The following is a 12347-nucleotide window of genomic DNA, read 5'->3' on the forward strand; positions in this document are numbered from 1 at the left end:
CAAGCGTCCGTCAGCGTCTTCAATCGGGGCCCCCGCGGGCGCACACTCCCTTCGTTCGGTGCCGAAAGGGCACCATTCAAAGGGGGCGAATGCCGATGGTCGTCGGCGTCGTTGCGGGGGCGGCGGTTGTCGCCGTTCTCGCGCTGATCGGTGTGTTCAAGATGATGTGGCGGGTCGCCGAGCCGAACGAGGCGCTCATCATCTCCGGTTCGAAGCATCGGAACGAGGGCCTCGAAGAGGGCATGGGGTTCCGGATCGTCACGGGGCGCGGCACGCTGGTGATGCCGGGCGTGCAGGCGGTGCGCAAGCTCTCCCTGGACCTCAAGGAGACCGAGTTATCGGTGGACTGCGTGACCTTCCAGGGCATTCCGTTGAAGGTGCGGGGTGTGGTCATCTTCAAGGTCGGCGACGACTTCGTGTCGATCGCCAACGCGGGCCGCCGTTTCCTGGACCAGCAGAAGCTGGTGTCCGAGCGGGTGCACAACGTGTTCGCCGGTCATCTGCGGTCCATCGTGGGCGGGTTGACGGTCGAGGACATGATCCGCGACCGCGACAAGCTCACCGGGCAGACCCGGGCCGCCTGTGGCACGGAGATGGAGAAGCTGGGGCTCATCGTGGACTCCCTGCAGATCCATGAGATCGAGGATCCGACCGGGTACATCAAGAACCTGGCCATGCCGCACGCTGCCGCCGTCCAGCGGGACGCGCGGATCGCCCAGGCGGAGGCGAATCGTCTCGCCACCGAGGCGGAGCAGCAGTCGTTCGCCCGGATGGCGGAGGCCACCCGGGACAGCGAGATCCTCCAGGCCGGTTACCAGGCCGAGCGGGACAAGGCGGGGGCCGAGGCACGCCAGGCCGGTCCGCTCGCCGACGCGGCCGCCCGGCAGGAGGTCGTCGTCCAGGAGACGCGGGTCGCCGAACTGGAGGCGTACCGGCGCGAACAGCAGCTCCAGGCGGACGTCCGCAAGCCGGCCGACGCCACGGCCTACGAGAAGCGCACGCTGGCCGAGGGCGAGCGTGACGCGCGTATCTCGGCGGCCGAGGCCAAGGCGAAGGAGACGGAGCTGGCGGCGGCGGCCGAGGCGACCCGGGTCAAGACGGCCGCGGGCGCCGAGGCCGAGGCGACCAGGGCCCGGGGTGAGGCGAACGCGGCCGCGACCCGGGCCACCGGGGAGGCCGAGGCGGCGGCCGCCCAGGCCAGGGGGCTGGCGGCGGCCGAGGCGGCCAAGGCCAAGGGTCTCGCCGAGGCAGCGGCCATCAAGGCCCGTGCGGCCGCGCTCGCCGAGAACCAGGAGGCGGTCGTCGCCCAGCAACTCGCCGAGAACTGGCCGGAGATCGTCAGGGCCGGCGCTTCCGCCTTCGGCAACGTCGACAACATGGTGCTGCTCAACGGCGCCGACGGCATGGCCGAGTTGTTCGCGAAGGCGCTCACGATGGGCGGCACGGGGCTGGGCCTGGCCCGCCAGCTCCTTGCCTCGATGAACCAGAACGGGCAGGCACCGGGCGGGACTTCACCGGCGATCAACGGGGCCACGGCCCCGCAGACCCAGAAGGTGCCGGTGGAGCAGGACGGCGAGTGACGGAGAACAGAGCGAAGGTGCCTCCGGTCCGACCGGGGGCACCCCTTCGCCTCACTCCTGCGCGTTGAGCCGCCGCAGCAGCTCCAGCAGCGTCGCCCGCTCCGCCGCAGACAGCCCTGCGAAGCAGTCGGCCAGCACCTCGCCGGCCACCCCGTGCCCTGCCGCCAGCGTCCGCTCCCCGTCGGGGGTCAGATGGTGCTCGATGCGCCGCCCGCGGCCCGGCCGCCGTTCCACCAGGCCCTGCGCGGCCAGCCGGCCCACCAGCGTGCCGAAGGCCTGCTCGCTCTGGAAGGTGGCCGCGGCCAGCTCGCGCGCCGAGGCGCCCGGTGACCGGTCGACGGCGCGCAGCGCGTCCCACTGCGCGAGGGTGGTGCCGACGGCCGAGAGCGCGCTGTCCAGCGCCCGGTGCTGCCGGTACTGGGCCTGTTTCACCGCTCTTCCGAGAACTTGCAGGTCATCGTGCATGACCCCACTGTAACCGATGACTAAGCTTGTTTATATAAACATCCTTAGTTAGATTGGGCGGCATGACGACGAACCGCATCGCCCAGGTGTATCCGGACCTCTCCATCTCGCTGACCGAGGCCGGTTCCGGCCGCCCGGTGCTCATACTCCACGGAGGCGGCGGCCCGGCCACGGTCGCCGGTCTCGCCGCCCGCCTCGCCGGGACGGCCCACACCATCACCCCGGTCCACCCCGGCTGGGACGGCGCACCCCGCCCCGGCTGGCTGACGAGCGTCGACGACCTCGCCGTCGCGTACCTCCACCTGCTCCAGGACGCCGGGTTGAGCGACGTCCTGGTCATCGGCTCCTCACTGGGCGGTCAACTCGCCGCCGAGATGGCCGTACGCGACACGGCGGGGACGGTCACCGGGCTGGTCCTGGTCAACGCGGTCGGCGCGGACATCGAGGGCGAGCCCGTCACGGACTTCTTCGCGCTGGATCCGCGCGCCCAGGCCGAGCACTCCTGGCACGACCCGGACCGCTTCTACGTCGACCCGGCCACCCTGCCCGCCGCCGAACTCGCCCGCCGCCAGGCCAACATGGCGACCATGCGGACGCTCACCGACGGCGGCCGGATGACCGACCCGAAGCTGCTGCCCCGGCTGGGGCGGGTGCGGCAGCCGGCGCTGGTGATCTGGGGCGAGAGCGACCGTGTCGTCACGCCCGCGTACGGCGCGGCCTACGCGAAGGCCTTCCCGCAGGGCCGGTTCGCGCCGATCCCCGAGGCCGGCCACCTTCCGCACCTCGAACGCCCCGACGTCACGGCCGAGTTGATCGAGGCCGAGCTGCACCGCACCGCCACCCCGCCTGTCCTCGCAGGCTGAGGCCCCTTAGGGTGCCCTCGTGACTGCGTATATCGACGACGAGAACATCCCCGGCCGGTACGGCCCCACCGCGACCACCGAGGCCGACCCGCACGAGGTCGGCAAGGTGCGCACCGAGTACTCCCCCGCCCACGACGGCGACCCCGACCCCGGTGAGATCGTGTGGACCTGGGTGCCCTTCGAGGAGAACGACGGACGCGGCAAGGACCGGCCGGTGCTGGTCGTCGCCCGGGAGGCGGCCGGCACCCTGCTCGCCGTCCAGCTGTCCAGCAAGCGGCACGACAACGACCGCGAGTGGGTGGCGATCGGCAGCGGGCCGTGGGACCGCTCCGGGCGCGACTCCTGGGTGGACGTGGACCGCGTACTGCGGCTGCACGAGGACGGCATGCGCCGCGAGGCCTGCGCACTAGACCGGGGCCGCTTCAACCTCGTGCGCAACCGGCTGCACGAGCGCTACGGCTGGAAGTGAACGGGGCGCTCCGCTGGAATTGCCGCGATACGCCGTCTGCGACTCCGTCGTGGCTGGTCGCGCAGTTCCCCGCGCCCCTTACGGGGCGCGATCAGCGGTTCTGAACGCCTGCGCGAAGGCACCCCGGACCACGGATCCCGGCGTGCGGTCCAGGATCCCGAACACCACGTGTCCGAAGGTCCGCGCGAACCGTCCGCCGGGGCCAAGCAGCCCCCGGAAGGCGCCCGCGACCTGTGCGGGGTCGTTCTGGAACACCCCGCAGCCCCAGGCGCCGAGGACCAGTCGCCGGTACCCGTGCGCGGCGGCCACCTCCAGCACCCGCTCGCCCCGTACGGCGAGGGCGCCGGGAAGTTCGCCGGTCCGCTCCGGGGCCGTACGGCGGATCACGCCGGCGTTGGGCGCGGCAGCCGTGAGGAACCCGGCGCGGTAGGGCTCGGCGAGGAGGCGGCCCCGGTCGTCGCGGAAGACCGGGACGGCCGGGGAGTGGATCACGCGGTCCGTGTAGAAGGGGTCGCGGTGGGCGCGGTGGTGGTCGTAGTACGCGGCGGCCTCGCGCACACACGTGTACAGCGCGGAGGCGCGGCACAGGGCCTCCTCCTGCGCCTGGGCGCCGTTCAGGTAGCCGCCGCCCGGATTGCGGGCCGAGGCGAAGTTCAGGACGGCCACCGGGGCGGCGGCGAGGCGGCGGGCGGCCTCCAGGCTGCTCTCACCGGTGACCTCGAAGACCGTGTCCAGGTCCGGGGCGGACGGGACCGGCACCGGCTCCGGGCCGTACAGCCGCGTCCCGGCCCGTGCGGCGGCGATGCCGGCCGCCAGGACGACCTCCCGGCCGTCGGGCGCGCGGTAGCTCCCCGCCGCCACGATCTGTTCGGTCTGCTGGGCGATACCGCGCAGGCGCGCACTCATGGCGCCACCCCCGTGGACGCCATGACCGCGGCCCGCGCGGCCTCCCCCGTCGTGCTCATGCACGCATCCTGGGCGATGCTGGTGGTGCCGTGCAACGGAGTTTCCATGGCCCGAAACGGTCGGAAACTCGCAAGGAAGCAGAGGTTACCGATCTAGGACGTCCCCATAGGTGCCCTTGTGCGAATGGACGCGACGGTCTTGGGTGGAACGGACGATGCCGCCCCGGACGCATCCACGGCCGGGGCGGTGGCATGGTGGAATCTTCAGGAGGATCCCGACATGTCCGACTCGATATCCGACGACGGCGACTGTACCGACGGGTCTGTGAGGACCGACTTCTCGGACGACCGCACCGCTGTCACCGAGGCGGAGGTAGAGGCCCTGGTCAAGGGCATCTGCTTCAAGACCGGCCCACCCCGCACCCTCGGGGTCGAAGTGGAATGGCTGGTCCACGAGCTGCGCCGGCCGCAGCTCCCGGTAACACCCGAACGACTCGAAGCGGCCTATGCCGCACTGCGCTCGGTGCCCCTGGGTTCGGCGCTCACCGTCGAACCCGGCGGCCAGCTGGAGCTCAGCTCGCCGCCCGCCGCCTCCCTCATGGAGTGCATCGGCACCGTCTCCGCCGACCTGGACGCCGTCCGCAAGGTCCTCGCCGAACAGGACCTCGGACTCGTGGGCGCCGGTCACGATCCCTGGCACGCACCCCGCCGCTTCCTGCGCGAACCGCGCTACGACGCGATGGAGAGCTGCCTGGACCGTACCGGCACGGCGGGCCGCCACATGATGTGTTCCTCGGCCTCCGTACAGGTCTGCCTGGACGCCGGCCACGAGGAGCCCGGCCCGCTCGGCTACACCCGGCGCTGGTGGCTGGCCCATCAGCTGGGCCCGGTACTGGTGGCCGCGTTCGCGAACTCCCCGCTGGTGGGGCAGCGGCCCACCGGCTGGGTCTCCACCCGGCAGCTGCTGTGGATGGAGATCGGCGCGGGCCGCGCGGGCGCACCCCCGCTCAACGGCGACCCGCGCACCGCCTGGGCCCGGCACGTCCTCGACGCACCGGTGATGTGCGTACGGCGGGACAGCGGCCCCTGGGAGGTTCCCGAGGGCCTGTCCTTCCGGGCCTGGACCCGGTCGGGAGAGCCCACCGGCGCGGATCTGGCGTACCACCTCACCACGCTGTTCCCGCCGGTCAGGCCGCGCGGTCATCTGGAGTTGCGGATGATCGACGCACAGCCGGGCGACGACGGCTGGATCGTTCCGCTGGCGGTGACGACGGCGCTGTTCGACGACCCGGAGGCCGCCGAGACCGCGTACCGGACGGTGAAACCGCTGGCCGAGCGCGCGGGGCCGCAGCCCGCGCCGCACAACCCGCTGTGGCTCGACGCGGCCCGGTCCGGGCTCCGCGACCCGGAGCTGCACGAGGCGGCCGTCGCCTGCTTCACGGCGGCGCTGGAGGCCCTGCCGAGGATCGGCGCGACCCCCGAGGTCATCGACGCCGTGACGACGTACCGGGACCGGTACGTGCTGCGGGGCCGCTGCCCGGCCGACGACCTGCTGGACCGACTGCGCGGCACGGCCGGTCGCGCCCATGGGAAGGACATCAGCGCATGACCGAGACCGACGCCGACATCGATATCGAGACCCTGCGGGACCGGGCGCTGAAGTCCCTGACCACGGCCCGGGACCGCACCACGCTGCTGACCAGCTGCGTGGAGGGGCCCGACCTCACCGCCCAGCACTCCCCGCTGATGTCCCCGCTGGTCTGGGACCTGGCGCACATCGGCAACCAGGAGGAGCTCTGGCTGCTGCGCAACGTCGGCGGCCGGGAGGCGATGCGCCCCGAGATCGACAGCCTCTACGACGCCTTCGAGCATCCGCGGTCCGAGCGGCCCTCGCTGCCGCTGCTGCCGCCCGCCGAGGCCCGGCAGTACGCGGCGGAGGTGCGCGGCCGGGCGCTGGACCTGCTGGACAGCGCGGCGTTCAGCGGCTCCCGGCTCACCGAGGCGGGGTTCGCCTTCGGGATGATCGCGCAGCACGAACAGCAGCACGACGAGACGATGCTGATCACCCATCAGCTCCGCAGGGGCCCGCAGGCCCTGACCGCCCCGGACCCCGCCCCGGCGCCGCCGTTCACCGGTCCGGCCGAAGTCCTGGTCCCCGGCGGCCCGTTCACCATGGGCACCTCCACCGAGCCCTGGGCGCTGGACAACGAACGCCCCGCGCACCGGCGGGAGGTGGCGTCCTACTGGATCGACACCACCCCGGTGACCAACGGCCGGTACCTGGCGTTCATGGCGGACGGCGGTTACGAGCAGGAGCGCTGGTGGACGCCGGAGGGCTGGGCGCACATCCGGCAGCACTCCATCTCGGCCCCGCAGTTCTGGCACCGGGAGGGCGGCCAGTGGCTGCGCCGCCGGTTCGGGATCACGGAGGTGGTGCCGCCCGAGGAGCCGGTGCTGCACGTGTCCTGGTACGAGGCGGACGCCTACGCCCGCTGGGCCGGGCGCCGGCTGCCCACCGAGGCCGAGTGGGAGAAGGCCGCCCGGCACCACCCTGGCGAGAACCGGTCCCGGCGCTACCCGTGGGGCGACGCCGACCCGGCCCCGGCCCACGCCAACCTGGGCCAGCGGCATCTGCGCCCGGCGCCTGCGGGCAGTTACCCGGAGGGCGAGTCCCCCCTGGGCGTACGGCAGTTGATCGGTGACGTGTGGGAGTGGACGGCCAGCGACTTCGAGCCGTACCCGGGCTTCGCCGCCTTCCCGTACAAGGAGTACTCGGAGGTGTTCTTCGGCCCCGAGTACAAGGTGCTGCGCGGCGGTTCGTTCGCGGTGGACCAGGTGGCCTGCCGGGGGACGTTCCGCAACTGGGACTACCCGATCCGGCGGCAGATCTTCTCCGGCTTCCGCACCGCACGCTCGGCGGAGACCGCCTGATGTGCCGCCATCTGGCCTGCCTGGGTCCCGAGGAGCCGCTCGGCCGGCTCCTCGTGGAGCCCGAGCACTCCCTCTACCGGCAGTCCTGGGCGCCCCGGCGGCAGCGGTACGGGACGGTCAACGCGGACGGTTTCGGGGTGGGCTGGTACGCCCCGGCGGATCCGCAGCCGGCCCGCTACCGGCGGGCCGGGCCGATCTGGGCCGACCCGTCCTTCGCCGACCTGGCCCGGGTGGTCCGCACCGGCGCGCTGCTGGCCGCCGTACGGGACGCGACCCTGGCGGGCGCGGACGCGGAGGCCGCGGCGGCGCCGTTCGCCGCGGGCCGCTGGCTGTTCAGCCACAACGGGGCGATCCCGGGCTGGCCGGGGTCCATGGCACCCCTGGTCCCGCTGCTGCCCCCGGCCGACCTGCTGTCGATGGAGGCCCGCACCGACTCGGCGTTCGTCTGGGCGCTGGCCCTGCACCGGCTGCGGTCCGGTACGGAGCCGGGCCCGGCCCTCGCCGAAACGGTTCAGCAGGTAGCCGAGGCGGCGCCCGCGGCCCGGCTCAACCTCCTCCTCACCGACGGCGCGACCATCACCGCCACCACCTGGGGCGACAGTCTCCACTACCTCGCGGAACCCGGCCTGCGCACCGTCGTCGCCTCCGAGCCGTACGACGACGACCCGCGCTGGCAGGAGGTCCCCGACCGCACGCTGCTCACCGCGAGCCGCGCGGGCGTCGTACTCGCCCCGGTCGAGGACCTGGCATCGGTACCACCTAAGGAGCCCTGTACGTGAGTCCCTTCCGTGTCACCCGCACCCTTCCCGAGGACGCGACGGACGCCGCACTGCGCGCCGATGTCCTGACCGGCCTCACCGCCACCCCCAAGACGCTGCCGCCGAAGTGGTTCTACGACGCCCGGGGCAGCGAGCTGTTCGAGCAGATCACCGAGCTGCCCGAGTACTACCCGACCCGGGCCGAGCGGGAGATCCTGCGCACCCGGTCCGGCGAGATCGCCGCCGCCTGCGGCGCCCGCACCCTGGTGGAGCTGGGCTCGGGCTCCTCCGAGAAGACCCGCCTGCTCATCGACGCGCTCACCGGTCTGGAGGTCTACGTCCCGGTCGACGTCAGCGAGAGCGCGCTCACGCAGGCCGGCCAGGCGCTCGTCGCGGAGCGGCCGGGGCTGACCGTGCACGCCCTGATCGCCGACTTCACCGGCCGGCTGGAGCTGCCCGAAACGCCGGGGCCGCGGCTGGTGGCGTTCCTCGGCGGCACGATCGGCAACCTGCTGCCCGCCGAGCGGGCCGAGTTCCTGGCCTCGGTACGGCGGCTGCTCGCGCCCGGCGACGCGCTGCTGCTCGGCACCGACCTGGTCAAGGACGAGGGGGTGCTGGTTCGGGCGTACGACGACGCGGCCGGGGTGACGGCCGAGTTCAACAAGAACGTCCTCGCCGTCGTCGACCGGGAGCTGGGCGCCGACTTCGACCCGGACGCCTTCGACCATGTCGCCCTGTGGGACGCCGAGCACGAGTGGATCGAGATGCGGCTGCGCTCCCGGGTCACGCAGACCGTGAAGGTGCCCGGGCTCGATCTGGCCGTGGACTTCACGGCGGGCGAGGAGCTGCACACCGAGGTGTCGGCGAAGTTCCGGCGGGACGGCGTGACCGCCGAACTGGCCGCCGCGGGCCTTGAACTGACCGGCTGGTGGACCGACGCGCAGGGCCGCTTCGCGCTCTCCCTGAGCTTCGCCCGCTGAGCGCTCCGCTGGAGCTGCCGTGCCACGTCGTCGATCGTCTGCGGCGCCGTCGTGGCTGGTCGCGCCCACGCGGCGGTAGCCGCACATGCAATACAGCCTCGCGCCCCTTCGGGGGCGCTCACCCGAAGTCCGGCGCGAGCAGTTCGGTGATCCGCCGGGAGGCGCGGCGGGCCTCGGTCGCGGGGTCCGCTCCGCCGAGCACCTTGGTCATGTAGCCCTTGATCGGGTTGTCGGCCTCCACGGCCGGCCAGTCCGGGCTGTGGGGGGTCGCCCGTCCGCGGGCGGCCCCCGCCGCCATGGCGGCGACCCCCTCCTCCCCGGCGACCGCGCCCGCCAGCGTGGTCTTGTTGGGCACGTAGTTCATGGTGCGGGCCAGATCGGTGTCCCACTTGGCGCCGGCCAGCGCGCCGACGACGGCGGTCGCGTCGTAGGGCCGGTCGGTGTTCTGCGGTATGACGAGGTCGGAGCCACCGGTGAAGACGGCGCCCGGGTGGTCCGCGGTGAGACCCGGCACCGGGAAGTAGCCGATCTGGTCCTTCAGTTCGGGATTCTCCTGCACGACGGACTGGGCGAGGCCGGGCACCGCGACGATCTGCGCGACCTGTCCGCCCGCAAACTCCTGTGCCTGCGGCGGGTGTTCCTCGTCGGCGTCCACCGGTCCCTTGCCGAGGGCCTGGAGCCGCCGGTAGAAGTCCATCCCGCGCAGCGCGGCCGGGCTGTCGAGGGTGCCCTTCCAGCCGGCGTCCGTGTTCTCGGCGAGGTCGCCGCCCTCGTCCCAGATGAACCCGGAGAGGGTGTACCAGTCCTGTCCGGCGAGGTAGATCCCCTGGTTCCCGCCGGAGTTGAGCTTCTCGGTGTCGGCCAGCCACTCCTCGCGGGTCTTCGGCGGGGAGCTGATCCCGGCCTTCCTGAACAGGTCCTTGCGGTAGATGACGACCCGGTTGGCGGCGTACCAGGGGATGCCGTACTGCTGGGAGTCGTCCCGGCCGGGCTCGGCGAGGCCGGGCAGCCAGTGCTCCTTGCCCCAGTCGCGCATCGACTCCAGGGTGAGGTCGGTGAGCCGGCCGCCCTCGACGTACTGCGGGACCTGGGTGTTGCCGACCTCGATGACGTCGGGCGCGTCGGCGGAGTCGCTCTTCAGGGCCGTCTGCACCTTGTCCACGATGCCGGTCCAGTCCTGGATGCGGATCTCCAGGCGGATGTCCTTGTGGGTGCGCTCGAAGTCCTCGGTGAAGCGGCGCAGGAAGTCCGCGGAGGCGCTGTTGCGCATCAGCCACACCGTGACCGTGTGCCGCTCACCCCCTCCGCCCGGCAGGACTCCACAGGCGCTGAGCAGGGCGGCGGACACACACACGAGGGCGAGCGGGCGGCGATGTCTCACGAGGCGATGTCTCACGAGGGGATCCTGTTCTGTCCGGCGGACAGGCGAAGGGGCCCGACGTGGGGGAACGAGCACCGGGGGCCCGTACGGGTGTACGGGATTTTGGTATGGACCAATACGGAGGGTCAAGGGCTGTCGGCGTTTCGGAACCGACGCCTCGCGCTCCGCTTCCGGATACGGCACGGTGGAGTGACGACGAGAGGAGCTCCCCCGATGGCGAACCACACCTACCGCGTCACCGAGATCGTCGGCACCTCGCACGAGGGCATCGACCAGGCCATCCGCAACGGTGTCGCACGCGCCAACCAGACCCTGCGCAACCTGGACTGGTTCGAGGTGACGCAGGTCAGGGGCCAGATCGAGAACGGGCAGATCGAGCACTACCAGGTCGGCCTAAAGGTGGGCTTCCGCATCGACGACGAGGGCTGAGGCCCTGCCGTCAGGTCCGCCCGTCCCCCTCCTGGGCCTGCTCCAGCGCTGCCGAGCGATCGGCCCAGCGGGCCCGCACGACGGTGAACCCGGCCCGTTCGGCGGCATCGCACACCAGCTCGTCGTCGTCGACCAGGACGCGGACCTCGCGCCGTTCGGCGAGCCGGTGCAGGATCTCCAGCTTGGTGTGGCGGGCGGGCCTGCGGTCGGCGTTGCGCCGCATGTGCACGCGCCCCTCCGGCAGCCCGTGGACGGAGAGCCAGTCCAGCGTGGAGCGCCGGCACCGCTCGGGCCGCCCGGTGAGATAGACGATCTCGCACTCCTCGGCGGTCGCCACGGCCAGCGCGATCCCCTCGGCGATCGGCGGATCGTGCGGCGCGGCCGCGAAGAACGCCTCCCAGTCCCTCGGCTTGCGCTCCAGGAACCGCTGCCGGTGCGCGGTGTCCGCGAGCGTGTTGTCGATGTCGAAGACGGCGATCGGACGCTTGCTGCTCTCTGTCACGCGGCAACCCTAGAACGGGGAGCGACGGCGTGTGACGGCGGGAATCCTGGGGCCGCCCGGCTGTTGAAACCTCTGTGAACGCAACCATCGCCCGGACCCGGTTCTCCGTCCTCGACCGCTCCCGCACCCGGGAGGGGCACGCGCCGGGCGAGGCGCTGCGGGACACCGTGGCGCTGGCGCGGGAGGCGGAGGCGCTCGGGTACCACCGGTTCTGGGTGTCGGAGCACCACGGGGTGCCCGGGGTCGCCGGTTCGGCGCCGACCGTGCTGGCCGCCGCCGTGGCCGCCGCGACCCGCGGCATCCGGGTCGGCACGGGCGGAGTCATGCTGCCCAACCACCGGCCACTGGTCGTGGCCGAGCAGTTCGGGGTGCTGGAATCCCTGTATCCGGGGCGGATCGACATGGGGCTCGGCCGGTCGGTGGGCTTCACGGACGGCGTGCGCAGGGCCCTGGGACGGGACAAGGAAGACGCCGAGGACTTCGCGGCGCAGCTCGGCGAGTTGCTCGGCTGGTTCGAGGGCACCTCACCGACGGGAGTGCGGGCCCGCCCGGCGGAGGGGCTGCGCGTGCCGCCGTTCGTGCTGGCGATGGGCGAGGGCGCGGACATCGCGGCCCGGGCCGGGCTGCCGATGGTCATCGGCGACCTGCGCAGCCGCGAGAAGATGCGGCGCGGTGTCGACCGCTACCGCGACCGCTTCCGTCCCTCCCCCTGGGCCGCCGAGCCGTACGTCGTGATCTCCGGGACGATCGCCGTCGCCGACACCCCGGAGGCCGCCCACCGGATCCTGGTCCCGGAGGCCTGGTCGATGGCGTACTCCCGCACCCACGGCGCGTTCCCGCCGCTGCCCCCGGCCGAGGCCGTCGAGGCCCGGACGATGACCGCGAAGGAACGCGGCTTCTACGAGTCCGGGCTCGCGGGGCACATCGCCGGCACCGCGGACCAGGTCGCTCACGAGCTGGAGACGGTCCTCAAGGAGACCGCCGCCGACGAGGTGCTGGTCACCACGAGCACGTACGATCGCACGGCCCTGCTGGACTCGTACCGGCGGCTGGCCGGGATCGTGACCTCCTGACCGGACCGGTC

The 12347-nt window shown here is 72.6% G+C and carries 13 protein-coding genes; 9 read left to right on the forward strand and 4 right to left on the reverse strand.

What is annotated here, in order from left to right; translation table 11 throughout:
• Nucleotides 1–89 precede the first annotated feature (89 nt).
• Nucleotides 90–1580: an SPFH domain-containing protein gene (locus tag ACFWPS_RS27475; protein WP_383709077.1), complete on the forward strand. Its 1491-nt coding sequence runs from the start codon at nt 90–92 to the stop codon at nt 1578–1580.
• A gap of 51 nt (nt 1581–1631) precedes the next feature.
• Here the strand turns inward: ACFWPS_RS27475 and ACFWPS_RS27480 are convergent, their stop codons facing one another.
• On the reverse strand, nt 1632–2045 hold the full coding sequence (locus ACFWPS_RS27480) for a MarR family winged helix-turn-helix transcriptional regulator (protein WP_383709079.1): 414 nt from the start codon (nt 2043–2045) through the stop codon (nt 1632–1634).
• A gap of 62 nt (nt 2046–2107) precedes the next feature.
• Between ACFWPS_RS27480 and ACFWPS_RS27485 the strand changes: the two genes are divergently transcribed.
• A complete protein-coding gene (locus ACFWPS_RS27485) occupies nt 2108–2908 on the forward strand; it encodes an alpha/beta fold hydrolase (protein WP_383709081.1) in 801 nt (266 codons plus the stop codon).
• A 19-nt stretch (nt 2909–2927) separates the two neighbouring features.
• The gene (locus tag ACFWPS_RS27490; protein ID WP_350792168.1) at nt 2928–3377 is read left to right on the forward strand and encodes a type II toxin-antitoxin system PemK/MazF family toxin; all 450 of its coding nucleotides are present in this window, start codon (nt 2928–2930) and stop codon (nt 3375–3377) included.
• Between the two features lie 78 nt (nt 3378–3455).
• Here the strand turns inward: ACFWPS_RS27490 and ACFWPS_RS27495 are convergent, their stop codons facing one another.
• Nucleotides 3456–4283, reverse strand: a complete 828-nt coding sequence (locus ACFWPS_RS27495; protein ID WP_383709083.1) for a TIGR02452 family protein — start codon at nt 4281–4283, stop codon at nt 3456–3458.
• A gap of 279 nt (nt 4284–4562) precedes the next feature.
• On the opposite strand from ACFWPS_RS27495, the gene egtA reads away from it, so the two are divergent.
• The 4 genes from egtA to egtD are packed head-to-tail and all read left to right on the forward strand — an operon-like array spanning nt 4563 to nt 8951.
• Nucleotides 4563–5891: an ergothioneine biosynthesis glutamate--cysteine ligase EgtA gene (gene egtA / locus ACFWPS_RS27500; RefSeq protein ID WP_383709086.1), complete on the forward strand. Its 1329-nt coding sequence runs from the start codon at nt 4563–4565 to the stop codon at nt 5889–5891.
• The gene (egtB, locus tag ACFWPS_RS27505; protein WP_383709089.1) at nt 5888–7213 is read left to right on the forward strand and encodes an ergothioneine biosynthesis protein EgtB; all 1326 of its coding nucleotides are present in this window, start codon (nt 5888–5890) and stop codon (nt 7211–7213) included. The genes egtA and egtB overlap by 4 nt, the downstream gene beginning before the upstream one ends.
• A complete protein-coding gene (gene egtC / locus ACFWPS_RS27510; RefSeq protein WP_383709091.1) occupies nt 7213–7992 on the forward strand; it encodes an ergothioneine biosynthesis protein EgtC in 780 nt (259 codons plus the stop codon). Before egtB ends, egtC begins: the two co-directional genes overlap by 1 nt.
• Nucleotides 7989–8951 (forward strand): L-histidine N(alpha)-methyltransferase, encoded by a 963-nt coding sequence (egtD, locus tag ACFWPS_RS27515; RefSeq protein WP_383709093.1) that lies wholly within the window; start codon nt 7989–7991, stop codon nt 8949–8951. Before egtC ends, egtD begins: the two co-directional genes overlap by 4 nt.
• A 118-nt stretch (nt 8952–9069) precedes the next feature.
• Here the strand turns inward: egtD and ACFWPS_RS27520 are convergent, their stop codons facing one another.
• On the reverse strand, nt 9070–10332 hold the full coding sequence (locus tag ACFWPS_RS27520; protein WP_383709095.1) for an extracellular solute-binding protein: 1263 nt from the start codon (nt 10330–10332) through the stop codon (nt 9070–9072).
• A gap of 213 nt (nt 10333–10545) precedes the next feature.
• On the opposite strand from ACFWPS_RS27520, the gene ACFWPS_RS27525 reads away from it, so the two are divergent.
• Nucleotides 10546–10761: a dodecin gene (locus ACFWPS_RS27525; protein WP_361293772.1), complete on the forward strand. Its 216-nt coding sequence runs from the start codon at nt 10546–10548 to the stop codon at nt 10759–10761.
• Nucleotides 10762–10771: 10 nt separating this feature from the next.
• Here the strand turns inward: ACFWPS_RS27525 and ACFWPS_RS27530 are convergent, their stop codons facing one another.
• Complete coding sequence (locus tag ACFWPS_RS27530) at nt 10772–11263, reverse strand: hypothetical protein (protein WP_383709098.1); 492 nt, start codon at nt 11261–11263, stop codon at nt 10772–10774.
• Between the two features lie 74 nt (nt 11264–11337).
• Here ACFWPS_RS27530 and ACFWPS_RS27535 point away from each other — a divergent pair, with 74 nt between their 5' ends.
• Complete coding sequence (locus tag ACFWPS_RS27535) at nt 11338–12336, forward strand: LLM class flavin-dependent oxidoreductase (RefSeq protein ID WP_383709100.1); 999 nt, start codon at nt 11338–11340, stop codon at nt 12334–12336.
• The last annotated feature ends 11 nt before the right edge of the window (nt 12337–12347 follow it).

Origin of the sequence: Streptomyces sp. NPDC058457, from assembly GCF_042720695.1 — a bacterium.
Classification (GTDB): Bacteria; Actinomycetota; Actinomycetes; order Streptomycetales; family Streptomycetaceae; genus Streptomyces.

Excerpts from the sequence above, each read along its gene's own strand:
- ACFWPS_RS27475 (WP_383709077.1), top strand. The coding sequence starts at position 90 with ATGCCGATGGTCGTCGGCGTCGTTGCGGGGGCGGCGGTTGTCGCCGTT.
- ACFWPS_RS27480 (WP_383709079.1), bottom strand. The coding sequence starts at position 2,045 with ATGCACGATGACCTGCAAGTTCTCGGAAGAGCGGTGAAACAGGCCCAG.
- ACFWPS_RS27485 (WP_383709081.1), top strand. The coding sequence starts at position 2,108 with ATGACGACGAACCGCATCGCCCAGGTGTATCCGGACCTCTCCATCTCG.
- ACFWPS_RS27495 (WP_383709083.1), bottom strand. The coding sequence starts at position 4,283 with ATGAGTGCGCGCCTGCGCGGTATCGCCCAGCAGACCGAACAGATCGTG.
- egtA (WP_383709086.1), top strand. The coding sequence starts at position 4,563 with ATGTCCGACTCGATATCCGACGACGGCGACTGTACCGACGGGTCTGTG.
- egtB (WP_383709089.1), top strand. The coding sequence starts at position 5,888 with ATGACCGAGACCGACGCCGACATCGATATCGAGACCCTGCGGGACCGG.
- egtC (WP_383709091.1), top strand. The coding sequence starts at position 7,213 with ATGTGCCGCCATCTGGCCTGCCTGGGTCCCGAGGAGCCGCTCGGCCGG.
- ACFWPS_RS27525 (WP_361293772.1), top strand. The coding sequence starts at position 10,546 with ATGGCGAACCACACCTACCGCGTCACCGAGATCGTCGGCACCTCGCAC.